We start from the raw sequence: 24,485 nt of genomic DNA, 5'->3' as shown, positions 1-24,485 counted from the left end.
AAACGCGCGGTCGCTCGAGCCGCCGCGACTTAGCCGCCCCACTGTGCCGTCCGCGTCGGCCGATCCGTCACCGCGGCGACCTCGAGGTCTCCCTCGCTCGCCGCGAGCCCCTCGAGGTACGCCGCCGCGCTCGCTTCCGTCGACAGGTACGGGACGTCCTCCTCGACGGCCGTCTCCAGGGCCGCGCGGTCGCGGCTGACGACGAAGTCGACCTTCCCCTCGCGGATCGCCTGCGGCACGTCGTCGAACTCGGCGAGGTCGAAGAACTCCTCGAAGCCTTCTACCTCGAGGCCCACTACCGCCGTTCCCTCGCTCGCGGCGTTGGACGCCGCCTGCTGGGCCTTCCAGTAGGCGGTTCCGAACTCGCTCGCGGTTCCCATCACCTCGCCGGTGGACTTCATCTCCGGGCCGAGGCGGGGGTCCGAGCCGGGAAGGCGGTCGAACGGCAACACGACTTCCTTGATCGAGGTGTGCTCGGGGATCTGCTCTGCGACGTCGAGATCAGCCAGGGACTCGCCGGCCATCACCTTCGCCGCGAGTTTCGCGATCGGAACGCCCGTGGCCTTCGAGACGAACGGCACCGTGCGCGAGGAGCGGGGGTTTGCCTCGAGCACGTAGACGTCTCCGTCCTTCACCGCAAGCTGAACGTTCAGCAGGCCGACCGTCTCGAGCGCGGTGGCGATGTCTTCGGTCACTTCGCGCACCCGTCCCAGCGTCTCCGCGTCGAGCGAGCGCGGCGGGATCGCACACGCCGAGTCGCCGGAGTGGACCCCCGCGCTCTCGACGTGTTCCATGATGCCACCGATCAGGACGTCCTCGCCGTCCGAGACGGCGTCGACGTCCAGTTCGACCGCGCCCTCGAGGAAATCGTCGACGAGGATCGGCTTGTCCGGACTGACACGGACTGCTTCCTCGATGTAGCGCTCGAGTTCGCTATCGTCGTAGACGACCTCCATCGCGCGCCCGCCGAGGACGTAGGAGGGGCGCACGAGCACGGGGTAGCCGATCTCGTGGGCCAGCTCGAGGGCCTCCTCGCGGCTGTGGGCCGCGCCGCCCTCCGGCTGTGCGATTCCGAGGTCGTCCATCAGCCGATTGAACCGGTCGCGGTCCTCTGCCAGGTCCATCGCCTCGACGCTGGTCCCCATCACCGCACAGTCGAGGTCGCGGCGGGCGAGTTCGTCCTCGAGCGGTTCGCCGATGTCGACGGAGGTCTGCCCGCCGAACTGGACCATCACGCCGTCGGCGCCGGTGGTCTCGACGATGTCAGCGACCTCTTCTGCGGTGATCGGCTCGAAGAACAGCCCGTCGGAGGTGTCGTAGTCGGTCGACACCGTCTCGGGGTTGTTGTTCACCACGTGGGCGTCGATCCCCATCTCCCGCAGGGCGCGCACCGCGTGGACGGCGCAGTAGTCGAACTCGACACCCTGGCCGATCCGGATCGGGCCGCCGCCGACGACCACGACGCTCTCGACGTCGCGGTCGACCTGCACCTCGTCGCGGGCGATCGGCGAGGGGCCAGACTCGAGGGCGTCGCGGGCGGAGTAGTAGTACGGCGTCGACGCGGCGAACTCGCCCGCGCAGGTGTCGACCTGCTTGAACGAGCGCTCGGGGGCGGCGGATTCGACCGCTTCCACGGACGTCTCACCCTCGGCGCCCGCCATCGCCGCGACCTGCTGGTTCGTAAAGCCGAGCTCGGCGGCCTCCGCGAACTCCCCGTTCGCGGCCGCGACGGAGGCGTCCGCGACGTTCTCGAAGCGCTCGACGTACCACTCCTCGATTCCCGTGAGTTCGATCACGTCCTCGACGGTGTAGCCGCGCTCGAACGCCTCGAAGATGGCGTACGGGCGGTCGGGGGTGGGCTTCTCGAGGAACTCGGCCTCGAGGTCTGCGTCGCTCACGTCGGCCCAGTCGACGTTCGGCTCGTACTCGGAGGATCGGAGGGCTTTCAGCAGCGACTCCTCGAAGGTGCGGCCGATCGCCATCGCCTCGCCGGTGGACTTCATCGCGGTGCCGAGTTCGAACTCGACGTCGTCGAACTTGTCCTTGGGCCAGCGCGGCACCTTGGTGACGACGTAGTCGATAGCCGGCTCGAACGCCGCCGTCGTCTCGCCCGTGATTTCGTTCTCGATCTCGTGGAGGCGCTTGCCGAGAGCGACCTTCGCGGTGACGCGCGCGATCGGGTAGCCGGTCGCCTTCGAGGCCAGCGCGGAGGACCGGGAGACGCGCGGGTTGACCTCCACCACTCTGTACTCGCCGCCGGGGGTGCCGTCGTCGCGCCAGGCGAACTGGATGTTACACCCGCCCTGGATGCCGAGCTCGCGGATCACGTCCAGCGCCGCGGTCCGCATCTCCTGGTGGCCGTCGTCGGGGATGACCTGCGAGGGCGTGACGACCGTCGATTCCCCCGTATGAATGCCCATCGGGTCAATGTTCTCCATGTTGCAGATAATGATACACGAGTCGTCGGCGTCGCGCATCACCTCGTACTCGAGTTCGACCCAGCCGGCGATCGACTCCGTAACGAGCACCTCGTTGTTCCGCGAGAGGCGCAGCCCCTTCCGGACGCGCTCGACGAGTTCGTCCATTTCCTCGACGACGCCCGAACCGGAGCCGCCGAGGGTGTAGGTCGTCCGGGCGATGACGGGGAGGCCGCCGACCGCCGCCGCGGCCTTCTCGACGCGCGCCACGAGGTCGACTTCGGTGAGTTCGGAGACAGACTCGCCCGCCTCGAGCGAGATGGTGGTCGACCGGGGTACCGGCTGGCCGATCTTCTCCATGCGCTGGCGGAAGAGGTCGCGGTCCTCCGTCGCGTAGATCGTCTCCAGCGGAGTGCCCATGATGTCGACGTCGTACTCCTCGAGCACCCCCTCTTCGGCGAGTTCGGCGGTGACGTTCAGCCCGGTCTGGCCGCCCAGCCCGGCGATGACGCCGTCCGGCCGCTCCTTCCGGATAATCTCGGCGATGGCTTCTGTGGTGATGGGCTCGATGTACACCCGATCGGCCATCTCCGGGTCGGTCATGATCGTCGCGGGGTTCGAGTTGACGAGCACGACTCGAGCGCCCTCCTCTGCGAGCGCCCGGCAGGCCTGGGCCCCGGAGTAGTCGAACTCCGCGGCCTGTCCGATCTGAATCGGTCCGCTGCCGATCAGCAGTATCGTGCGTCCGTCCCCGGCTTCGGCCCCCGTCTCGGAGCCGGCGTGGTGGTCCGTACTCATTGGTCCTGTACGTCCGAAGTTCGTACATCGTAATAAGCCCCACGAACTATTACGATTCCCGAAGGGATGTTTCGAAATTCGAACCCAACCGTTCGTCGGCACCGCGGCGGACTCCTTCGGGGTGTCCCAGCACCGTCGCAGTCGGTAGCGAGGGAGCCACGGCGGTTCCAGGCCGTATGTTGTGGGAACGGTCTCGAATCGTGGTGTTGACCTTTGAAACTGTGGGAACACTTTTGGGCGTTCCCACGTACTGTAGACGCAATGAGTAAAACTGCGGTTGCAGACGACCGGGGGCGGATCGTCATCCCGTACGAAATCCGCGAAGAGCTCGGCGACCGGTACCGCGTCGTCAAGCTCAGGGATCGGATCGAGCTGATTCCGCTCGAGGACGACCCCGTCGAGGGTCTTCGTGCGGCCGTCGGGGGCGCCTTCGAGGGGCGATCCGTCGAGGAGATCAAGCGCGAGGCCCGCGAGGCCGCTCGAGAAGACGCGGTAGACGACGAGACGCAGTAGGATGATCTACGCCGACACGGACTTTTTCATCGCCCTCGCAAAAGACGACGACTGGCTCCAGGAGAACGCCGTCGAGATCGCGCGCGAGTACAGCGGGGAGATCTACACCTCGAGGGCGACGCTGCTCGAGTTGCTCGTGATCTCCGATCGGTTCGAGTTCGATCGAATGGAGATGCTGGCACACGTTCTCGACATCGCGGAGGTCGCCGAGAACGAGGACGTGCTGTTCCAGGCGGTCGACTACATGGACAGCGACGGCCTGACGGCGTTCGACGCCTACCACGTCGCCTACGCCGACTCGAGTCCGATAATCTCGTCGGACAGCAGGATCGACGACGTTGCGAGCGAGCGAATCCCCCTCGAGGACGGCCTCGACTGACGGGGGTTAGCACGAGCAGACCGGCGTTTCGGCCCCACATTCAGTTCACTCGAGGGCGCGGGGGCACCCGCCCCTCACACCGCCCGGTCGTGCTCGCTCTCGAAATCGCGCATCCGCCGGTACTCCTCGACGAACTCGCTCACGTCGAACTCGAGCATCTGCTGCTCGAACTCGGTCATCGTCGCCTCGTCGTCGGCGTGGCTCACCGCGTGTTCCATCAGTTCGACGATGAGCTCGACGATTATCTCGTGGAGGCGCCTCGAGTCAAAGTCGGTCATCCACAGCAGGGTGTAGCCGACGCCGCCTTCCTCCGAGGCGTCGTACACCGCGACCTGTTCGGGGAACTCCTCCAGGACGATCCCCATCAGGTGGGGCGTGCCGAACTCATCGAAGTCGTCGTCGGTCTCGACGGTCTCGCGGAGGACGTCGACGAGCGACTCGGGGACGAACCGCGAGGGCGGGTGGAGGTCCATCACGACGGCGTGGGTGTCCCCGCAGGAACAGCTGTACTCGCGCATCCCGAGGTCGACGTCTCTGGGGTCGACGCGGATTCCACAGGGGAGCTCGAGGGTGGTGTCCTCGCCACCCGGTACGCGGGGCTCGGCCATTGAGCGCGATTGGGTCGGGCCGGCCATAAGGGCGGCGACTCGACTCAGAGATCGGACGCGGTGAACCGCACGTAGCCGACGGCGAGGGGAACGAGCAGCCACAGGAGCAGGACGACGATCCCGATCTCGGGGCTCGCGTACAGCGGTTCGGCCTCGGCAGTCACCTCGACACCGGCGCCCGCCTGCCCCGGATCGGCGCCGACGGTTTCCGCGAGGTCGGGCAACAGCGCGACGATCGTCGAGAAGTACGCCGACGACGGAGACACCTGGGTGACCGTAAAGACCCAGTCGGGGATCGTCGCCGGGAACGAAAAGCCCTCGACGACGTAGAGAATCCCCATCGGGACGACGTCCCAGAGGAGCTCGAAGACGACGAAGAAGCCGAGCGCCAGCGTCGTCGCCCGGGAGGTCGACCCCGTCGTCGCCGAGATGCCGACGACGATCGTCGCGTAGACGGCCGCGAACGCGAGCGTGACGAGCACGAACGCCAGCACCGCGACGGCGTCGATCTCGCCGAGCAGCGCGGCGCCGAATCCGAGGCCGACGACCAGCCCGACGCCGAGACCGAACGCGAGGACTGCGGCTCTGCCGAGGACCTTCCCGGCGAACACCTGCCCGCGGGTGGTCGGCAGCGAGAGCAGCAGTTTGATGCTCCCGAGTTCGCGCTCGCCCGCGAGGGACTTGTAACAGACGACGATCGCCGCCAGCGGGACGAACAGCCCGACGAGCCCGACGGTGAAGAACAACAGCCCGCCGAACGTCGCTCCTTCGGGAGAGCCGAACATCTCCGGCACCTCGAGGTAGGCGTACGTGGAGACGATCGAGAGGACGACGAAGACGGCGACGAGCGCCCACAGCGCCCGCGACTGGACGGCGTCCCGGAAGTCCTTCGCGGCGACGGTGAGCCAGGTCATGCCTCGACCTCCTGGCTCTCGTTCTCCTGGCTCTCGTTCGTGTAGCGGACGAACAGGTCCTCGAGCGACGACTCGACCACCGAGAAGTCCTGGATCGGCGTGATCTCGTCGATGGCGTGCAGCACGGCGAACTTCGAGACGCCGCCGACGCCCACTCGCAAGCGGCCGTCGTCGATCGACGCGCTGGCGACCCCCTCGAGCCCCCGGACGCGCTCGAGAACGTCCTCGTCGAGCTTCGCGACGTAGACGTACAGCGTCTCGCCGGTTTCCGTCGCGTTCCGAAGTCCGTCGATCGTGTCGACGGCCACCAGCTGGCCGCGGTTGATGATCGCCACGCGGTCGCAGACGGCCTCGACCTGTTCCATGACGTGACTCGAGAAGAACACCGTCGTCCCACGGGCGTTCTCCTCGCGGATGATCTCGCGCATCTCGCGGGCGCCATTCGGATCGAGTCCGGTCGACGGTTCGTCGAGGACGAGCAGGTCGGGGTCGCCGACGAGCGCCATCGCGAGCACCAGCCGCTGGCGCATCCCCTTCGAGTAGCCGCCCGCTTTCCGGTCGGCGGCGTCGGCGATCCGAACCCGCTCGAGGACGTCCATCGGCTCCTCGTCGACGCCTTTCATCTTCACGGCGAACTCGACGTGCTGGCGACCGGTGAGTCGGTCGTAGACGTGATAGCCGTCCGGGAGGACACCCGTTCGACTGCGAACGGCCAGTCCGTCAGCCTGGGCGTCGTGGCCGAGGACGGTTGCCGTCCCGTCAGTCGGCCGGATGAAATCCAGCAGGATGTCGATCGTCGTCGACTTGCCCGCGCCGTTCGGCCCCAGGAAGCCGAAGATCTCGCCCTCCTCGATCGTGAGGTCGAGCCCGTCGACGGCGACCACGTCGCCGAACCGTTTCGTCAGCCCCTCGAGTTCAATCGCCGCCATACGTTACCTCCCAGAACGCCGTCACGACATCCGGTCTCGCTGCGGAGCACATAGGGAGTCATACGCGGCAGCGGGGATAAGTATTATCAAATTTGGTACATTTTGACAGCGAACCTACTCAAATATGTTTGAGCGAGGGCGCGATCGTTTCGGTGGCCGGACGAGACCCGTGTAGCGACTCGGCCGATCACCGATCGTCGGCCGGTACGGTCGTCACCCGCAGGTCGTCGTCCACCGCGAGCCGGAGCGTCTCGCCGTCGAGGCTGATCTCGACCGTCGCCTCGAGCGGGTCGACGGCGGCGACGTCGGCGGTCACGGCGCCGGTGACGATGAACTCGAAGAACTCCCACAGCGGCCGGTCCTGCAGGGAGATGCCGTGGTCCCAGAAGAAGCCGATCGCCGCCGGGTGAAACGCGGCTGTCGCCTCGAGGGGTATGTGAACCGCGAGTCGGCACTCCCGACACGTGTGGTCGACGGTGTACAGGTGGCGGTCGCCGCTTCGGTGGGCGTCGACGGCAGCGTCGGCCCGTCCGTAACACACCGGACAGACGCCGCCCGCGACCAGCACCCGCGACCCCCAGATCCGGGTGCCGACGCTGTCGACGACCGCCGCCGCCGACCGGCCGCGGGTCTGACTCCGGGGTAACAGGTCGGTCAGCAGGGTCGACTCACAGGAGCGACAGCGGACGACGAAGTGTTCCTCGTCGACGGCGGCGGCGAGCGTCGACTTCTCGCAGAACACGCAGACTCCGTCGACGTCGATCGCGTCGAACGACCGGCTGTGTTCGTACAGCCCGGAGAGCACCGTTCGAACGATCCGATCCCCGCTGTAAGTTAGCCGATACCCATCCGGCGTTTCGGCGACGAACTGCCCGACGAGCTGGGTGAGGTGGTAGGAGAACTGGGACGTGCTCTCGACGTCGATCGCGTTGTAGAGCTCCGTAAACGACAGCCGGTACCCCTGCGTTCGGTGCTCTCGTTCGGCCTCGGCGAGCGCCAGCAGGATCTCGAGGCGCGTCCGGTTGCCGAGCGCGGCGATCGCGTCGACGAGAGCCTGGTCGATTCGGGGATCGGTAGTCGAACTCATCTGTCGGGACACATCGGAGACGCTGGCCGCACCGTCGCTCGAACGGCCGGTACGGGCCGGTCAGGGCCAGTCGTCGCGGACGGGTTCGGGCTCGTCGGCCGCGCCGTCGTCGTCGGCCGCGACCGTCCACTCGGCGGCCTCGGCGGCGTCCTCGACGGCGAGGTACTCCCACTCGAGGCGATCGGCGAGCGCCTCGTCTTCGGCGGAGACGCCGATGAAGACGTGGCGGTCGGTGTCGAACTGGTTTCTGACGCTCTCGAGGCTCTCGGCCTTGCCGCGGGGGCCGGAGAAGAAGTCCTGGCGAATGCGGTTCTTGCGCGTGAAGTTCGTCACCACGTAGGTGGGCTCCTCGGAGACGACGCCGACGTAGGTGCTCCAGCCGCGGGCGTCGTCGAAGACCGCCTCCGGCGAGGAGAGCGCTTTCAGCGCCTCGAGTTCGAACGCGAGGGTCATGTCGCTACCGCCGTTCATGTGCGAACGGTGACGCGCACGGGCAAAAACGGCTTCGATACCGCCGACGACCCGACTCTCGCGGACGCCGCGCTCAGCCCTGTGTCACGCGGTAGTACTCGGTGAAAACGATCACGTCGTCGAGGGCGAACCCCGCGTCGTCGGTCGCGGCGAGATCGGACTCGAGCAGTTCGGTGAACCGGGTCAACTCCTCGTCGGCGAGTTCGTCGACGTGGCGAACGCGCGAACTGGCGGGAACCGAGTCGATTCGGCTGAGCGTCAGCCTCCCGTCGGCGGCATCACTGGCGGGCATGTCTTGTGCTACCGATTACCACTGATGGCTTAAACGTTTGGTTCACGAAACGGGCCGAATCGGCGGAACGAACTGCGACGGCGGTGGCTCCGGGGGTTGGGGGAGTACGTCACCGAAAGGGGAGTGCGCCCGGGCCTTACTGCTCCTGGGCCGGTGCGAGGTCGTCGAGGTCGACGTTCTTCTCGAGGAGTACGTCCTTCTGATCGGAGACGGCGCGCTGTTCGCGCATCAGCTGCTTGAGCTTGCTCTGCGGGGAGAGGTCGCCGATGAGGACGCCGCCGACGACCTTCCCGTCCTTGAACGCGATCCGTCGCCACTCGGTGTCCGAGTACTTGCGTTCTGCGTGGTCGTCGCCGAGGGTGGGGTGGCCGAACGAGAGGAAGGGGAAGTCGAAGTGGGTGATCGAGTACGAGGAGACCCACTCGAACTCCTCTTCTTCGCCGTCGGCTGCCATGTTGACGCCCGCGATTCGTCCCTGCTCCTTCGCGGAGCCCCAGGAGCCGTTCTGGGCCTGCTCGCCGATGAGTACGTCGTAGAATCTGGTGAGGTCGCCGGCGGCGTAGACGTCCTCGAGGCTGGTCTGCATGTACTGGTCGACGACGATCCCGTTGTCCATCTCGAGGTCGACGTCGTGGAGGAACTCGGTGTTGAAGTCGAGGCCGATGGCGACGCCCGCGAAGTCACACGGGTAGCGCTCGCTGTTGGGGTCGACGGCGGCGGTGACGTGGCCGTCGTCGTCGGTCTCGAAGTGGTCGACGCCGCTGTCGAAGACGGGTTCGACGCCGACGTCGCGCATGCCCTCGTGCATGATCTCGGCGCCCTCCCTCGAGAGCGCGTAGCGCCACCAGCGGTCCCCGCGCATCAGGTACTTGCCCTCGACGTCCTGTGAACCACAGACCGCGGCGAAGTCGATGCCGAGCAGCCCGGCGCCGACGATGACCGCCTGGTCGGCGTTCTCGGCGGCCTCGCGGATCTTGCGGGCGTCCTGAAACGTCCAGAAGTGACGGATGCCGTCGGCGTCGCTGCCGGGCACGGGGAGCTGGGTGGGCGTGCCGCCGGTCGCGATCAGGAGCTTGTCGTAGGAGACGTCCTCACCCTCGTGGACCCGGAGCGTCTTCGCGTCGGTGTCGACGGTCGTCACGTGGGTGTTGAGCGAGAGGTCGATGTCGCGCTCGTCGTACCACTCCTCGTCGTGGATCGAGATCGGCGCCTCGGGCAGTTTACCCTTCGCGTGTTCTTTGATCAGAATGCGATTGTACAGCGGCTCCCCCTCATCGGTGATGACGGTAATCTTCGCATCCGGGTCTTCCTCCCGGAGGGTCTCGGCAGCCGAACTGCCAGAGATCCCGTCACCGATGATGACGTACTCAGTCATGACCGGAACGTTCGTAACGGGGGTTAAAGTGGGTTGCTATATCGTCCATCCTACGGGGGTCCATATGGGGTCTCCCCTCCGAATCGCTCTTTAGGTTCGCGTTCGCATATGCACCCATGAAGATCCGCCAGAACGCCCGTCACTTCGCCTCCCGGAAGGCACTCGAGACGCCCGTCGTCCGCTCGGTCGCCGTCAGCGGGCTGGTCCGCCTGCACACGAAAATCTTCACGAAGAAGGCCGATCCCGCCCACGCCGAGGAGCGAAAAGACCACCTCGACGGCTTCTTCGAGGCGACGATGGACAGCTATCTCGAGGCCCTGCGCGCCGGCTACTCCGAAGCGGAAGCCCGCGAGATCACCCACATCCAGGCGAACTTCGACTTCTACAACCACGGCTGGACCGAGATGATGGAGTTCCCCGCCGACGAACTCGAGGCCCACTACGAGCGCTACGAGGACTTCTTCAGCACGTGGGGGATCACCATCGCCGACCCGCTGGGCGAGTTCGAACCCGAGGGCGGGATTCCGGCCGCGCCGTCGACGCCGGAGCGCCTCGAGGACCCCGAACACCCCCACGCCGAGGGCGGGTTCGCCGACGACGTCTACGTCGAGAACGCCGAGGGCGAACTGGTCGTCGGCGGCCAGGAGGAACCCGAGGACGTCGACGTCTCGCAGGCGGTCGGTGTGAGCGACGACGACGGGGAGTAACGACTCGCAGGCGCTCGCTTCGGGCCTCGAGGGAACGCCGCTCGAGTCCGCCGGCGACGTCGCCGCTTTCCAAGCCGATAAATACGACCGCGGTCGCTGTTCGAGCAAGAGCACTCGAGCATGGCACTGAACGACAACGACAGGTCGATCGCCGGCTTCACGATGGCCGGCCACTCCCTGGTCCACTGGTTCGAAACCTCGATTCCCATCTTTCTGGTCGTCTGGCTCGCCGAGTTCGAGGTGAGCTACGCCCTCATCGGTCTCATTATCGCACTCGGATACGCCCCGTTCGGCGCCGGGGCGCTCCCCGGCGGCATCCTCGCCGACAAGTACGGACCGAAGCGACTCATCTTGCTGTGTCTCGCGGGGATGAGCGGCGCGTTCGTCGTCCTCGCGGCCTCCGCCTACCTCGAGTCGATCTACGCCATCGCCGTCGGCCTCCTGCTGTGGGGAGTCGCCGCCAGTATCTACCACCCCGCCGGACTCGCGCTCATCTCCACCGGCGTCGAAGAACGGGGGACGGTGTTCGCCTGGCACGGCATCGCCGGCAACGTCGGCATCGCGCTCGGCCCGTTCGTCGCCGCCACGCTGTTGATCTTCCTCGAGTGGCAGTACGTCGCCGCCGCGCTCGCAGTTCCCGGTTTCCTCGCGGCGATCTACGGCCTGCAGGCGAACTTCGACTCGACGGCGGCCGTCGCAGAGGACGTCGACGCCGGTCCCAACGAGGCGCTCTCGCTCTCTGGTCTGGTCTCGAGTTCGCGGACGCTGTTCGCGAGCGCGTTCGCCCTCGTCTTCGTCATCGTCACCTTCGAGGGGCTGTTCTACCGGGGGATGCTCACCTACCTCCCCAGCATTCTCGAGGGGCTCCCTGCGATAGAGGGATTCGCGGTCGTGCCGGCGCTCGAGCAGTACGACATCGACCTGGAGTTCTACATCTACGTCGGTCTGCTGATCGTCGGGATCGCCGGCCAGTACGTCGGCGGTAAACTAACCGACAGGCTGCCGCCCGCGAAGGGGCTCGTCGGCATCTTCGCGATCCTCGCGGTCTGTGCGCTCGCGTTCATTCCGGTGACCGAGATGGGACTCGTCGCGATCGTCGCCCTCTGTGGCGTCTTCGGCTTCTTCCTGTTCGCCATCCAGCCGTTCTACCAGGACGCGGTCGCCGTCTACACGCCCGCCGACACGCGCGGCCTGTCGTATGGCTACACCTACCTCGGCGAGTTCGGTCTCGGGGCGGCCAGCATCGCGATGGGCGGCTACGTCCTCGGCGCCTTCGACGGCACCGCCGCGTTCTTCGCGATGGTGACCTCGTTCGCCCTGATCGGCGCCGCGCTCTCGCTCGCCCTGCTGGTCGGTATCGATCGGTTTTCGGCGGGGAAACCGGCGCCTGCCGGCGCCGAGGCGGACGACTGAGATCGTCCGCCACCGTACGCGCCGATTACCGCCCGTCCCGGCCGCTACAACGGCCCCATAACAATCAGCGTCTCCTGAGTGTCATCGGGTGGACAATGAAACGCCGCGCGTACCTCTCCGCAGCCCTGGCGATGGGACTGGCCGGCTGTACCGAAACGGGCGCCCTCGAGCGGACGGACGACGACCCGCCGGCGTCCGACGACCGACCGACACGCGACGACGAGCGAGCGACCGACGAGGGGAGCGGGGACGACCCCGACGAAGGAGACGAGACTGACCCCGACGAGAGCCCGAACCCGAGCGCGAGCCTCGAGGTCCTCGACGACTTCGAGGACCTCTCGCTGTGGACGACACTCGAGGGGACGCTGTCGGCGGACACCGACCGCTACGCCTCGGGAACCCAGAGCGCCCGCCTCGAGGCGACCGTCGCCGACAGCAGCGTCGTGATCGCCCGCGAGTTCGACGCGCCGAGGGACTTCTCGACCGCCGTTCCCGGGCTGGCGCTCCAGTCGGGGCGGATGGTGTCGCCGACGATCCAGCTGTTCGACGACGCCGGCGACCGGATCGACTACCGGCGGGCGGTCAAGGGCGGACTGCCGACGATGCGGTTCAACTTCGGCGTCTCGAACGTCGTCGGTTCGCCCGACCTCTCCGCGATCACGCATCTCCGGATCGTCGCCTGGGCGGGCGAGCACACCCGTCGCTTCTGGTGCGACGAACTCCACCTCACGCCCCGGCCCGAGCGGGGCAAGGTGATGATTCAGTTCGACGACGGCTACGAGACCGACTACACCGAGGCGTTCCCGATCCTCGAGCGCTACGGCTACCCCGCGGTCACCTTCGTCAACCCCGGCCGGGTCGGCGCCAGCAGCGTCGGCGGCCGGCCGGTGCTCGACCTCGCCCAGATCGAGGAGCTCGCGGATGCGGGGTGGACCATCTCGAGTCACACCGAGAACCACCCGGCGCTGTCCGAACTCGACGCGGCCGAACAGGAGGCCGAGATCCGCGACGCGAAGGAGTGGCTCGTCGACCACGGCTTCGAGGACGGGGCCCAATACTTCGCGTACCCGTTCGGCGAGTACGACGCAACGACGATCGAACTCGTCGAGAAGTACCACGCGCTCGGCTTCGCCGGCGGCCCGCCCGCACAGGGGTACGCGGTGAACCCGCAGCTCTGCTCGCGGATCGGCGACCCCGACTTCGAGCGCGCGCGGGAGGCGTTCGACTGGGCGGCCTCGATGAACGGCATCTCCTCGGTGTTTTACCACGCCCTCGACGACGAGGACGATCTCGCGGACTTCGAGTCGACGATCGAGTATTTGCACGAACTCGAGTCCGCGGGCGACGTCGACGTGATCCTGCCCAGGGACGTCGAGGAGACGTACAGCGTCTGACCGCCGGATGACGCTCGTGGTTCGACTCGCGTGTCGACACGTGACGTGGCACTAGCTGGCGCAGTACCTATCAGCGCCGCCGTACTACGCCTCCCCATGCGCGACGATCAGCCACCCGGAACCGCACGAGATCCGACCGGAGACGCGACGACGCCCGGGACCGATCCGGCCTTCGACGACTGGCCGATCAGCGAGGGCGAGCACGCCGGCGCGTCGTACGTCGGCACGACCACCGGCGGCGTTCCGGTCTACCACGGGGACGGAACCGTCTTCCAGGGCCGCGTCGACGAGGACAACCGCGAGATCGTTCCGGACCGGGACACCGAGCGCGAACTCGAGCCCGGCGAGACCCTCGGCGAACTCCTCGAGGAGATGGGCGACACCCTCGGCTGGGAGTCGCTCTCGGAGTACGGCGAGCGCCACCGGTCCGACGAGAAGTGACCGCTCGACCACACCGTCCGCTACCTTTTTGCCCGCCCTGTGGGTAGGACTCGCCATGCTTACCGTGCGGGCGCCGGCGACCAGTGCGAACCTCGGGAGCGGATTCGACGTCTTCGGGATCGCACTCGAGTCGCCCGCGGACGTCGTCCGCGTCGAACGCGCCGACGAGACGACGATTTCGGTCTCCGGAGCCGGAAGCCAGTACATCCCGGAAGACCCCGAGAAGAACACCGTCGGCGCGGTCGCCGAGGCGCTCGACGCCCCCGCCCACATCCGGATCGACAAGGGCGTCCGTCCCTCCTCCGGACTCGGCTCCTCGGCCGCGAGCGCCGCCGCGGCGGCCGTCGCGCTCAACGAACTCTACGACCGCGGGCTCAGCCGGGAGGAACTCGTGCCGATCGCCGCCGAGGGGGAGGCGCTCGTCTCCGGGGCCGCACACGCCGACAACGTCGCCCCCTCGCTGCTCGGCGGTTTCACCATCGTCACCGGCGACGGAATCACGCAGGTCGACGCCGACGTCTCGCTCGTCGCTTGCCTCCCCGAGATCACGATCTCGACGCGCGACGCCCGCGGGGTCGTCCCCGAGTCGGCCGCGATGGCGGATATCGTCGAGACGGTCGGCCACGCCGCGACCCTCGCCGTCGGGATGGCTCGCGGCGACCCCGACCTCGTCGGTCGCGGCATGGGCGACGGCATCGTCACCCCCGAACGCGCCGCGCTCATCGACGGCTACGACCGGGTGCGGGCCGCGGCCCTCGAGGCCGGCGCTACCGGCGTCACCGTCAGCGGCGCGGGGCCGACGCTGCTCGCAGTCTGTCGGCCCTCGAGTCGCCGCGCGGTCGCGAGCGCGATGGTCGGCGCCTTCGAGGCGACCGGGATCGACAGCCGCGCCTACCAGACTCGAGTCGGGAGCGGCGCGACGATCTACCGCGACTGAGCGACGGGTGAATCCGCGATGAGTCGGCTCACGGACGGCCTGCTGGCGATGCTGGTACTGGGACTGTTCGCCGGCGCGTTTCTCGTGGTCGGCGCCCCGTTCTCGCTCGCGTGGTTCCTGCTGGGTGCGCTCGGAACGATCGCCTTCGAGATCGCCGCGTTCCGCCACAGCGAGGTCGTCTACCGCTACTGGGACCGGCCGTCGGTTCAGGCGGGGACGGTTGTTCTCGCCGTCGGTCTCGTCGTGATCGGGGTGTTGGTGGCGCCCTCGAGACTCCTCTCTGCAGGGATCGGCTCTCTGATGGTGTATCTCGCCGTGCTCGGACTGGTCGTCGCCGGCGTGCTCTCGTCGGGTCGCTGAGGCCCGGAAAACGGACTGCGGACGTTACCGTCGCGGGTTACCGGAAATCTTCTTCGCCGCCCACTTCTTCGCGTCGCGTGCGAACAGTCGTGCGTTCGATCGTTTACTCATACTCGAGTAGTAGTTTGTGGGCACGTAAGACTCTCACGGTTCGGTGGATCGTTGCCACTCGTTCGGCTCTGCTGATACCCTTAATCAGTGCTATTTTTCAGTGAGCGTGCTGAATACAAAGCGCGAATGTGGAGCGAGGCGGAGAGTGGTCGACGCCGAATAGTGATTGCTCAGTACAGAGACTGTAGTCATCATCTGTGTTCACCATCGACTACGTTTATCAAAGAGAAACTCCCACTGGTAGCTATGGCTTCCGCTGTTCCTGATGAGGGTGATGAGTGGTTTTGGAGGCGCCATTCGAACCCAAAAAGCGTCTGGACGCGAATTCTGCTCGCTCCTGCTATTGCGTATGCTATTTACCGGCGTTCTTGGCGTCTCTTGGTACTCTCGATACTGTGGGGAGTAGTCAACCCAATCGTATTCTCCCCACCCAAGGATGAAGAAGCATGGATGACGCGGGGTGTTCTCGCTCAACAGTGGTGGGTTCGAGAAGAAGGCCACGGTATCCTCGGGGTATCCAAGCCAAACATTTTTAGCACGGCAGCTGTGCTGACAAGCATCTATACGCTGTATGCTGCGTGGCGTCAGCGCCCGCTGAAGACTGCTCTTGGAACCATTCTGACCGTCGTGCTGAAATTCTGGTGGTTACGGCATCTGGTTGATCGTTACGACAGACGTGTTAAGTAGCGATAATCGACGTGCTGAATATGTAGACTCCATAGCACGGCTGATTCGTTACATCGAGAGTGGAAGAAACGCAACTGCCGTGCTGCACTCATCCTCTATATTCAGCAGTTCACTCTTGGCAGTAATTCGGTAGTTCGATCAAGTTCTGCTGAACTCATAGCGCAAATGTCGCACGAGATCCGGCTTGATTTGCGAAAGTGAAGATTGGTGTTGTGCGTAGAATCACCTGCTCAGCAACAAGAGACACCATTGCTTCAGCGGCTTTCAAAGAAGTTAGTGGATCACTCTGGGTCTGTTAGTGCTCAGGGGAAACTCCCTCTTCTGGAAGAGCCCCCAGTTGCTGCAGTAACCCGAGTGCATCAGGCATGAACCAGCTTTCGACCAGTTTTCCGTCCTCTATGCGATCAATTTCCATCCCACTGGCCTCGAACTCCTCACCGGTCGGTTCTACGTCGAGTCCCGGGAACTGTCCCTCGTGGGTTCCGCGTGCCGTACCGTGACTCGCCACGATATCGTCCTCGACGACCATATGTTCGACCGAGAGGGTCAACTCCCCAAAGGCTTTCTGGAACGTTTCGACGTACTCTTTGAAGCCGTCGGGACCGTGAATGTCGCCGCTGACCGGGTCGTGCATTACGAACTCGTCGCTCACCAACTCGTCAATGACGTCCAGATCCTCCTCCCCAGTGTATGTATCGTATTGAACGCGCTGGACAATCTCCTTGTTCTCGTCTGGTGTGGTCATCAACAACTCACCGCATTCAAATACGCCGCACAGCACGATAACGGATTTCGCACAATCCACGGTCAGTCCACCGGTCCAGAGTGACCGTGATACGTCCGGTGCAGTCCCGAACGGGTCGCTTCTGGTGTACTGAACGAGCTAAATCGTTTTTATATTGAGATCGTCCCACCTGAATACGCTTCCTCTATCATGGGTTCAAGAACACCTATCACAACTGTCAGGTAACATGGCGATCACTAAGCAGGTTCTATACCGAGTAGTTCAGGTCAAACCACGCGAAATAAAGCGGGTTGTCGTGCTGCATCCATCCTCTGAGTCGGTCACGCCACTCCTGACAGAACCCGAGTATGTCGAACAATTCGTGCTGAACTCATGGCGCGAGTGTGGCACGAGTTGAAGGTCAAACTACGAAGGGTGGTTAACGGTCAGTACAGATCAAGTAGGTAACGGAACGACAATCGATCTCACCGAGAGCGGTCAAGAGCACTGTACTGATTTCTTAAATAGTAGGTTTAGTTTAGAACCTCTGCTAGCCGAAATTCGTTGGAGAGGCTATCAGACGAGAAGCCATTAAACAATGTTCTCAAAATACATAGAGCGGGTTTATCTCACATGGAGTCGTATGTGGTTGTGTGACATATGGTCGACGGATGGTATTAAAGGGGACAGCGCTTGGAGTCTTAGGTGCCAGTACGGGCCACATCGATGGAAGGCAGACGTCTGGTGACGTATCTATACTGAACGAGTCAGCGATGGACTCTTCTGATAACAGGTCGACAGCTACAAGCCCAGTCGGCGGTGATCAGGATTTCACCCCACTTGTTGGTGAGGTCCTATACGCTCCGATTCCGTTTACGGGTTCTGATGAGCGGACGCACTTGGTATACGAACTCGAGACGACGAACTTCACATCAGGAGCGGTAACGATAGAGCGCCTCGAGATCGTCGACGCCGACACTGGTACTGTGGTTACTGCATTGGATGCAACAGAGGTGGCCGGTCGTCTCCAGCCTGCGGGTAGCCGAGAAAGCGTGGATTCATTAGATCCGGCGATGACCGCACTCGTCTTCTTGCACGTAACCGTCGATGACTCGATTGATGTGCCTGGGAGGCTGGTTCATCGATTAACCGTGGAGGCCGAGGCCGCACCGCCGGATCAGCAACAGATCACTGAAACAATCGGGGAAACGAACGTTGATCGCCATGATGTCGTCACCGTTGGCCCTCCGCTACGGGGTTCGAATTACGTAGCGGCCGACTCGTGCTGCGACGCGGTTCGCCATACCCGAGCGGCGCTTCCGATTAATGGTCACATCTGGCTCGCACAGCGGTACGCCGTGGATTACGAACAACTCGATGACGAGAACCGAGTCTACAGCGGTCCACAGGAGGATAACGAGAGTTACGCCATCTACGGAGAGGAAGCGATTGCGGTCGCTGACAGTACTGTGGTCGGAGTGATTGACGGAGTGCCTGAGAACGTCCCAGGTGAGGTTCCAGAGGACCTCTCCCTTGAAGAGGCAGATGGAAATTCGGTAATCCTCGACCTCGGCGACGATAATTATGCGCTCTATGCACACTTCCAGCCGGGCAGCATCCGCGTAACGGAAGGCGATCGGGTAACGCGGGGCGACGTGCTGGCGCTGGTTGGGAACACAGGTAACAGTAGCGCTCCCCACCTTCACTTCCACGTCATGAACCGGCCGCTATCGTTAGCCTCTAACGGCCTACCGTACGCTATCGACTCGTACACAATTCTCGGCGAAACGCCGGGAACTGACGCGTTCGACCGGGCCGAGGAGGAGGGACATCCGCTGGCCATCGATCGATTCGATCCACCTGTGGAGACCAGCGGCACCCTACCTCTCGACCAGATTGTGGTACGCTTCGATTGACTTCCGACCGGACAACCCCGAAATCGCTCAGACAGCACTCGAGATGCGATCGAAGGTACACGAGAGTGTCTGGGAAGAACTCGGTGATGCCGACGTCGAGATGGCGTATCCGCACACCCACCTGATTTTCGACGAGACGAGTGGGCGTGCGCGTGTTGCTGTTGAACGGTCACAGGATATCGGAGTCGAAGCGCCTCCGTCTGAGCGAGGTACGGCAGACTGACATGGATTCACCCCCTCGCGATCGGATTCCTGTCTGACGATCGCCACCGACACCGGGGGCATTTCGAATAGCGCGCGCCTTCTATTTAGCACGGCTCAGCCAACATCATCGGTAACTGATAGAACTCACAGCGTTAGGTTCGCACGTTCTATACCGGGTAATCCAGACCCAATCACGTGAAATGAAGCGAGTCACTGTGCTGCATTCACCCTCTATATTCAGCAAGCAACTTCTGTCATCTATCGTGGATTTCATCAACGCTATTCGTTCTATCGGTTATCACGCTAAAAATTGGATGTGCTCGACGTCTGGACCGCTCAGACGCCCCGGCCCTGGAGCTTCTCCTCCTCGGGGAGGTCGACGTTCGCGTCGCCTTTCATGCTCTTGCCGAGGTTCTTCGAAATTTCGGCGAGCGTGTCGGCGTCGTCCCAGTTGTTCGTCGCGCGGACGATCGCGTCTGCCATCTCCGGGGGGTTCTCCGCACCGAAGATGCCGCTGCCGACGAAGATGCCGTCGCACTCGTGGTGCATCATCAAGGCGGCGTCGGCGGGGGTCGCGATGCCGCCGGCGGCGAAATTGACTACTGGCAGCCGGCCCATCTCGGCGGTCTCGTGGACCAGTTCGGCGGGCGCTTCGATCTCGCGAGCGTAGGCCTCCCGTTCCTCGTGGCTCATCCCCTCGAGCTTGCGGATCGCGCCCTTGATCGTCCGCTGGTGGTGGACCGCCTGGTTCACGTCGCCGGTGCCGGCTTCGCCCTTGGTGCGGATCATCGCTGCGCCCTCCTCGATCCGGCGCAGGGCCTCGCCCAAATTACGCGCGCCGCAGACGAACGGCGCGGTGAAGTCGCGCTTGTCGATGTGGTAGGCGTCGTCGGCGGGGGTGAGCACCTCCGACTCGTCGATCATGTCGACGCCGACCGACTCGAGGATCTGTGCTTCTTTGGTGTGGCCGATCCGGGCCTTGCCCATGACCGGGATCGACACCTCGTTGACGATTTCCTCGACGTCGGCGGGATCGGCCATTCGCGCGACGCCGCCGCGCTTTCTGATGTCCGCCGGCACGGCCTCGAGAGCCATCACCGCGACGGCGCCCGCGTCCTCGGCGATCCGAGCCTGTTCGGGATCGACGACGTCCATGATGACGCCGCCTTTCTGCATCTGTGCGAAGCCGCGCTTGACGAGGTCCGTGCCACGTCGAAGCTCCTCGAGATCGGTGTTCTCGGCCATAGCGAGCCATTGGAATTCATCTCACTTACGCGTGTCCTTTACTCGCCTTCCCCGTGCAGTAACACGATGTTACTGCCAGTGTTATGCCAACCCAACACAGTGTCCGTGTACGGGATCGTCCCCGGCCGGCAGGTGGTGGTTGCTGGTGTGGCTCGTGTTCGTCCGTTTTCCCGTCGCCCCCTCCAGCGCTCCGCTCGCCGCGTCGGGCGTCGGTTCAACCGCTATCGTTTTCACGTCGCCCTCCGTCGCGCCGGATAATGACCGCGAGCAGTCGGCTAGCCGACAGGGATCCGTTGCCACGCGCGCTCGCCCCCGTTCCGGAGCGACTCGAGGACCTCGGCCTGCGTTACGCCTGGCTCATCGTGGCGATCAACCTCGCCGGCACGGCGTTCGGCTTCTGGTACTACCGCCACCAGTTCGCCGACACCGCGATGGTGATGTGGCCGTGGGTTCCCGACAGCCCGCTCGCAACCCTGTTCATCGCGCTCGCCATTGCAGCCTGGAAACTAGGCCACGAACTCCCCTGGCTCACCGCACTCGCGTTCTTCGGCAACATCGTGCTCGGCCTGTGGACGCCCTACACGCTGCTCGTCTTCTACGAAACCTACGCGGCCCAGACCCACCCGCTGATGTACCAGTTTCTCTTCTGGAGCCACCTCGCGATGGTCGTCCAGGCGCTGGTGCTCCACCGGATCACTGACTTCTCGGTTTCGGCCGTCGGCGTCGCCTTGCTGTGGTACTGGTCGAATCTCGTCGTCGACTACTTCGTTCCCATCGTCGGGGACCCCCATCACACGGCGATCCCGCTGGCTCGAGACGCCGAGATGTTCCTCGGCGCCGACGCCCTCGGATTGATCGCCGCCGGCGAGACCTCGTTCGTCCTGCTCGCGCTGTTTCTGGCGCTCGCAATCCGAGTGAAGAAAATCGAGTCCGTGTCGCCCGCCCGAACCGTAAGCTGATCGGGTCGAGCCGCGTCCGGAGTCCCCGCTTCGCTCGAGGTCGGCTCTCACACCTCGAGTGCGAACGTCTCGATCAGCGCCGTTTTCGCGTCGCGGCCGTCGTCGCCCCACCAGCCGTCGATGCCGAACGCGTAGGTGCCGGCCTCGAGGTCGGCGAACCGAACGTCGGTGTAGCCGTCGTCCTCGAGCCACTCGTCGTCCGCTTCAGGCCGAACCGTGAGGGTCCACTCCGCCGTTCCGCCGGGATGGAGGCCGTGCAGCGGCAGCGGGACCCGCTCCGGAGCGACGTGTTCCCATTCTCCGTTGGCGTACCGGTGGAGCCCCCAGCCGTAGAGGTTCGACCTGAACGACCGATGCGAGCGGTTTCGCAGCGTGAACGTGATCGAACCGGGTGCCGAAAGGGTCGTCGCCGAGGGCTCGAGGGCCACGCCGACTCTGCGGTGGTCGTTACAGCGGTGCTCGGTGATGCGGTCGCCGTAGTCGGGACAGCCGATCGACGGCTGATCCGCTCGATCGGGACCCGCCGTCGCCGTCAGCAGGCCGTAGCTCCCGACGACTCCGGTTCCGATCGTTGCGAGGAGGGCGCGACGCGAGCGGAGGCGGTCCATAGCCGGTACTATTCGCTGATCCGACATATGCTGCCCGGTAGGTGAAGCGGCGATCGAACCTTATTCGACGATCACGACCGCCGACTCGGTCTCGAGCATCTCGCCGTCGCCCGAGTAAGTCCGCTCGAGTTCCACCTCGAACAGCTCGTCCTCGAGTTCCTCACCTGCAACCCGAAGCACGCCTGCCTCGTTGTCTATCTCGTACTCGCCGCTGTCGATTCCCGAGTCGATCTCGCCGACCTTCGCGCCGTATTTCGGGCCGAGCGTCGAGTAGTCCAGGCCGATCGACGCGACCTCGGTGGTGATCTCCGGGGGCTCTGCGAGCACGTCGAGACTCCGGACGTGCATCACGTTCTGGATCGCGTCCTCGAACCCGTCGATCGGACCGTAGACCGAAACGGACTCGAGTTCCTCGTTCAGCGGTAGCTGGCGCTCGGACTTGTACCGACGGAGCGCGGAGATGACCTCCATCGCCGTCTCGCCGGCCTCGAGGTCGGCGTCGTATCCCAGGGGTTCGGGCCAGTCGCGGGTGTGAATGCTCTCGAAGTCGCCCTCGCCGGCGGAATCGGCACTCGAGGCGTAGACGGACTGCCAGATCTCCTCGGTGACGTGCGGGAGGTACGGCGCCCACAGCTCGAGGAACGTCCGGTGAGCCGTCCGCAGCGCGTACTGCGTCGAGGAATTCTCTTCTCGGCCCTTGGCGATCTCGAGGTAGTCGTCACAGAACGTGCTCCAGAAGAAGGTTCTGAGACGGTTGCGGGCCTTCGCGAACTCGTAGGCCTCGAGGTGAGCCGTAAGTTCCTCGACGGTGGCGTCGAGTTCGGCGAGCAGCCAGCGGTCGATAGCCTCGAGCTCTGCGGGTTCGTCGGGGTCGACAGGCGCGAGCGTGTCGACGAGCTTCGAGGCGTTCCAGAGCTTCCGGAGGAGCTTCTCGCCCGCGACGATGTCCTGGTCCTGGTAGGGGAAGTCGTCGCCGACGGCGGCGCTGGCCGCCCAGAAGCGAACCGCGTCCACTGGGTACTCCGCGAGCACTTCGGCGGGTTCGACGACGTTGCCGCGGGACTTCGACATCTTCTCGCGGTTTTCGTCTAACACGTGGCCGTTGATCAGCGTCGCGTCGAAGGGAACCTCGCCGGTGTGCTCGTAGCACTTCACGATGGTGTGGAACAGCCAGAACGAGATGATGTCGTGGCCCTGCGGGCGCAGGTCGAACGGGTAGAGTTCGGGGTTCGACATCGTGAACTCCTCGCTCTCTTCGTCCCAGTCCCAGCCCGCATTGATCAGCGGGGTCAGCGAGGAGGTCGCCCAGGTGTCGAAGACGTCCTCTTCAGGTTCGAAGGTGTCGTCGGCGCACTCCGGACAGCTATCGACCGGCGGATCGTCGGAGAGCGGATCGACCGGGAGGTCCGCCCGCTCGGCCATGATCGGATGGTCGCAGTCGGCGCAGTACCAGACCGGGAACGGGATGCCCGAGTCGCGCTGGCGGGAGATCAGCCAGTCCCACTCGAGGCCCTCGATCCAGTGTCGGTACCTGGTAAACATCTTCTCGGGGTACCACTCCATCTCGGCGCCGGCCTCGAGGTACGCCTCCTTGTGGTCCAGAATCTCGACGTACCACTGTTTGGACACCCGGTACTCGACGGGGGTGTCGCAGCGCTCGTGGACGCCGACGTCGTGGACGATCTCGCGGCGGTCCCGGAGGTAGCCGGCCTCCTCGAGATCCTCGACGATGACCTCGCGGGCCTCCTCCGTGCTCAGTCCCTCGTAGTCGCCCGCGAGGTCGGTCATCGTCGCGGTCTCGTCGATGGCCACCCGCAACGGTAAGTCGTGGGCCTGGTACCACTCGATGTCGTTCTGGTCGCCGAAGGTACAGCACATCACGATCCCCGATCCCTTCTCCATGTCGACGCGGTCGTCGGCGATGATCGGCACCTCGTGGCCGAAGATCGGGATTCGGGCCGTCTCGCCGACCAGATCCTGGTTCGCCTCGTCGTCGGGATGGACGAAGACGGAGACGCAGGCCGGTATCAGTTCTGGCCGCGTGGTAGAGATGACGAACTTCTCGCGCGGCGGGCTCTCCCCTGCCATCTCGAACGCGATGTCGTTGAAGTGGGAATTCCGCTCGTCGTCCTCGGTCTCGACCTGCGAGATTGCCGTCTCGCACTCCGGACACCAGATGGCGGGGGCCTTCTTTCTGTACTCCCGTCCCTTCTCGTAGAGATCGAGGAAGGAGAGCTGTGAGATCCGCTGAACGCGGGGCTCGATCGTCTTGTACGTGTGCCCCCAGTCGATCGAGCAGCCGAGGCTCTGCATCTTCTCGGTGAACTCCGCCTCGTACTCCTGACAGACCTCCCGGCAGAGCTGTTGGAACTCCCGGCGCTCGTAGTCCTGGTGGCGGATGTCCAGATCCTCCTCGGTCAGCCGCTCGGAGGCGATCCCGTTGTCGTCGTAGCCGAACGGGAAGAGGACGTCGCCGTCTGCCATCCGCTGGAAGCGGGCCGCGAAGTCCTGCAGGGTGTGGCCGTAGAGGTGGCCCATGTGCAGACTCCCGGACACCGTCGGCGGCGGCGTGTCGATGGCGTAGGTCGTGTTCGGGTCCGCACCCGGTTCGCCCTGGTAGGCGTAGGTCTCCGCCTCGACCCAGCGCCGCTGCCACTTCGGCTCGATCTCGGACGGGTCGTAACCGCCCTCGAGCCCTTCCTCCTGTTCGGGGCTGTCCATACTCATGCTGTCACCGCCCGCTGGGGGCGCGTGCGTCGTCTCGCGTGTGGGTGTCGATCTGCCATACTGGTCGTTGTTCGCTGAATGCTGGTCGGCTACAATACATCCGTCGAAACGGTGTGGCGAGATGGGGCTAGAAGGCCCCTACGAAAACGGCGGCTCGAGGGCCGGCGAACCGACGAGGTGTCGCTGCCGGAATCATCACGAGAACCTGTTGTGTGGCGTCAATGATAGGTGTTTCGTCCTCGACGGTGTACGTCAATACGGTATCGATA

General features: G+C 64.7%; 23 protein-coding genes. 11 read left to right on the top strand and 12 right to left on the bottom strand.

The window, feature by feature from the left end:
* Positions 1-29: 29 nt before the first annotated feature.
* Positions 30-3,215, bottom strand: a complete 3,186-nt coding sequence (gene carB / locus NMQ11_RS12740) for a carbamoyl-phosphate synthase large subunit (RefSeq protein WP_255168722.1) — start codon at positions 3,213-3,215, stop codon at positions 30-32.
* 261 nt (positions 3,216-3,476) lie between these two features.
* On the opposite strand from carB, the gene NMQ11_RS12735 reads away from it, so the two are divergent.
* Both NMQ11_RS12735 and NMQ11_RS12730 read left to right on the top strand, forming a co-directional pair.
* Complete coding sequence (locus tag NMQ11_RS12735) at positions 3,477-3,728, top strand: AbrB/MazE/SpoVT family DNA-binding domain-containing protein (RefSeq protein WP_255168714.1); 252 nt, start codon at positions 3,477-3,479, stop codon at positions 3,726-3,728.
* Position 3,729: 1 nt separating this feature from the next.
* The gene (locus NMQ11_RS12730) at positions 3,730-4,107 is read left to right on the top strand and encodes a type II toxin-antitoxin system VapC family toxin (protein ID WP_255168712.1); all 378 of its coding nucleotides are present in this window, start codon (positions 3,730-3,732) and stop codon (positions 4,105-4,107) included.
* 74 nt (positions 4,108-4,181) lie between these two features.
* Here NMQ11_RS12730 and NMQ11_RS12725 read toward each other — a convergent pair whose 3' ends face one another.
* From NMQ11_RS12725 to NMQ11_RS12695, 7 genes are all read right to left on the bottom strand, one after another.
* Complete coding sequence (locus tag NMQ11_RS12725) at positions 4,182-4,715, bottom strand: DUF5815 family protein (protein ID WP_255168711.1); 534 nt, start codon at positions 4,713-4,715, stop codon at positions 4,182-4,184.
* Positions 4,716-4,759: 44 nt separating this feature from the next.
* Positions 4,760-5,629 (bottom strand): ABC transporter permease, encoded by an 870-nt coding sequence (locus NMQ11_RS12720; RefSeq protein WP_255168709.1) that lies wholly within the window; start codon positions 5,627-5,629, stop codon positions 4,760-4,762.
* On the bottom strand, positions 5,626-6,558 hold the full coding sequence (locus tag NMQ11_RS12715) for an ABC transporter ATP-binding protein (protein WP_255168707.1): 933 nt from the start codon (positions 6,556-6,558) through the stop codon (positions 5,626-5,628). The genes NMQ11_RS12720 and NMQ11_RS12715 overlap by 4 nt, the downstream gene beginning before the upstream one ends.
* Positions 6,559-6,745: 187 nt before the next feature.
* Positions 6,746-7,645 carry an ArsR/SmtB family transcription factor gene (locus tag NMQ11_RS12710; RefSeq protein ID WP_255168706.1) on the bottom strand — a complete coding sequence of 300 codons (900 nt, stop codon included), beginning with the start codon at positions 7,643-7,645 and terminating at the stop codon, positions 6,746-6,748.
* A 60-nt stretch (positions 7,646-7,705) separates the two neighbouring features.
* Positions 7,706-8,116 (bottom strand): DUF7124 domain-containing protein, encoded by a 411-nt coding sequence (locus NMQ11_RS12705; RefSeq protein ID WP_255168704.1) that lies wholly within the window; start codon positions 8,114-8,116, stop codon positions 7,706-7,708.
* A 73-nt stretch (positions 8,117-8,189) separates the two neighbouring features.
* Entirely contained in the window at positions 8,190-8,408 is a 219-nt protein-coding gene (locus NMQ11_RS12700; protein WP_255168703.1) for a hypothetical protein, read from the bottom strand.
* A 136-nt stretch (positions 8,409-8,544) separates the two neighbouring features.
* Positions 8,545-9,783: an NAD(P)/FAD-dependent oxidoreductase gene (locus NMQ11_RS12695; RefSeq protein WP_255168702.1), complete on the bottom strand. Its 1,239-nt coding sequence runs from the start codon at positions 9,781-9,783 to the stop codon at positions 8,545-8,547.
* 116 nt (positions 9,784-9,899) lie between these two features.
* Here NMQ11_RS12695 and NMQ11_RS12690 point away from each other — a divergent pair, with 116 nt between their 5' ends.
* The 7 genes from NMQ11_RS12690 (at position 9,900) to NMQ11_RS12660 (ending at position 15,833) form a co-directional block, all read left to right on the top strand.
* A complete protein-coding gene (locus NMQ11_RS12690; RefSeq protein ID WP_255168701.1) occupies positions 9,900-10,490 on the top strand; it encodes a DUF6149 family protein in 591 nt (196 codons plus the stop codon).
* Positions 10,491-10,610: 120 nt separating this feature from the next.
* Positions 10,611-11,903: an MFS transporter gene (locus tag NMQ11_RS12685; protein ID WP_255168699.1), complete on the top strand. Its 1,293-nt coding sequence runs from the start codon at positions 10,611-10,613 to the stop codon at positions 11,901-11,903.
* Between the two features lie 95 nt (positions 11,904-11,998).
* The gene (locus NMQ11_RS12680) at positions 11,999-13,297 is read left to right on the top strand and encodes a polysaccharide deacetylase family protein (RefSeq protein WP_255168697.1); all 1,299 of its coding nucleotides are present in this window, start codon (positions 11,999-12,001) and stop codon (positions 13,295-13,297) included.
* Between the two features lie 96 nt (positions 13,298-13,393).
* Positions 13,394-13,738 (top strand): hypothetical protein, encoded by a 345-nt coding sequence (locus tag NMQ11_RS12675; protein WP_255168695.1) that lies wholly within the window; start codon positions 13,394-13,396, stop codon positions 13,736-13,738.
* Between the two features lie 55 nt (positions 13,739-13,793).
* On the top strand, positions 13,794-14,675 hold the full coding sequence (locus NMQ11_RS12670; RefSeq protein WP_255168693.1) for a homoserine kinase: 882 nt from the start codon (positions 13,794-13,796) through the stop codon (positions 14,673-14,675).
* Positions 14,676-14,693: 18 nt separating this feature from the next.
* Positions 14,694-15,035 carry a hypothetical protein gene (locus tag NMQ11_RS12665; RefSeq protein ID WP_255168692.1) on the top strand — a complete coding sequence of 114 codons (342 nt, stop codon included), beginning with the start codon at positions 14,694-14,696 and terminating at the stop codon, positions 15,033-15,035.
* Positions 15,036-15,392: 357 nt separating this feature from the next.
* Complete coding sequence (locus tag NMQ11_RS12660; protein WP_255168690.1) at positions 15,393-15,833, top strand: DUF6653 family protein; 441 nt, start codon at positions 15,393-15,395, stop codon at positions 15,831-15,833.
* Between the two features lie 295 nt (positions 15,834-16,128).
* On the opposite strand, the gene NMQ11_RS12655 is transcribed toward NMQ11_RS12660, so the two are convergent.
* Positions 16,129-16,578: an ester cyclase gene (locus tag NMQ11_RS12655; RefSeq protein WP_255168689.1), complete on the bottom strand. Its 450-nt coding sequence runs from the start codon at positions 16,576-16,578 to the stop codon at positions 16,129-16,131.
* Positions 16,579-17,210: 632 nt separating this feature from the next.
* Here NMQ11_RS12655 and NMQ11_RS12650 point away from each other — a divergent pair.
* The gene (locus NMQ11_RS12650) at positions 17,211-18,473 is read left to right on the top strand and encodes a M23 family metallopeptidase (protein WP_255168687.1); all 1,263 of its coding nucleotides are present in this window, start codon (positions 17,211-17,213) and stop codon (positions 18,471-18,473) included.
* Between the two features lie 540 nt (positions 18,474-19,013).
* Here NMQ11_RS12650 and pdxS read toward each other — a convergent pair.
* A complete protein-coding gene (pdxS, locus tag NMQ11_RS12645) occupies positions 19,014-19,922 on the bottom strand; it encodes a pyridoxal 5'-phosphate synthase lyase subunit PdxS (protein ID WP_255168685.1) in 909 nt (302 codons plus the stop codon).
* A gap of 257 nt (positions 19,923-20,179) precedes the next feature.
* Here pdxS and NMQ11_RS12640 point away from each other — a divergent pair, with 257 nt between their 5' ends.
* Positions 20,180-20,881: a DUF1405 domain-containing protein gene (locus tag NMQ11_RS12640; protein ID WP_255168683.1), complete on the top strand. Its 702-nt coding sequence runs from the start codon at positions 20,180-20,182 to the stop codon at positions 20,879-20,881.
* Between the two features lie 47 nt (positions 20,882-20,928).
* On the opposite strand, the gene NMQ11_RS12635 is transcribed toward NMQ11_RS12640, so the two are convergent.
* Entirely contained in the window at positions 20,929-21,489 is a 561-nt protein-coding gene (locus tag NMQ11_RS12635; RefSeq protein WP_255168681.1) for a hypothetical protein, read from the bottom strand.
* A 60-nt stretch (positions 21,490-21,549) separates the two neighbouring features.
* Complete coding sequence (locus NMQ11_RS12630; protein ID WP_255170894.1) at positions 21,550-24,210, bottom strand: valine--tRNA ligase; 2,661 nt, start codon at positions 24,208-24,210, stop codon at positions 21,550-21,552.
* Between the last annotated feature and the right edge of the window lie 275 nt (positions 24,211-24,485).

It is taken from the genome of Natrononativus amylolyticus (genome assembly GCF_024362525.1).
Classification (GTDB): Archaea; Halobacteriota; Halobacteria; order Halobacteriales; family Natrialbaceae; genus Natrononativus; species Natrononativus amylolyticus.
The sequence above is the reverse complement of the archived record's forward strand: the minus strand, read 5'-3'. Positions and strand labels throughout refer to the sequence as shown.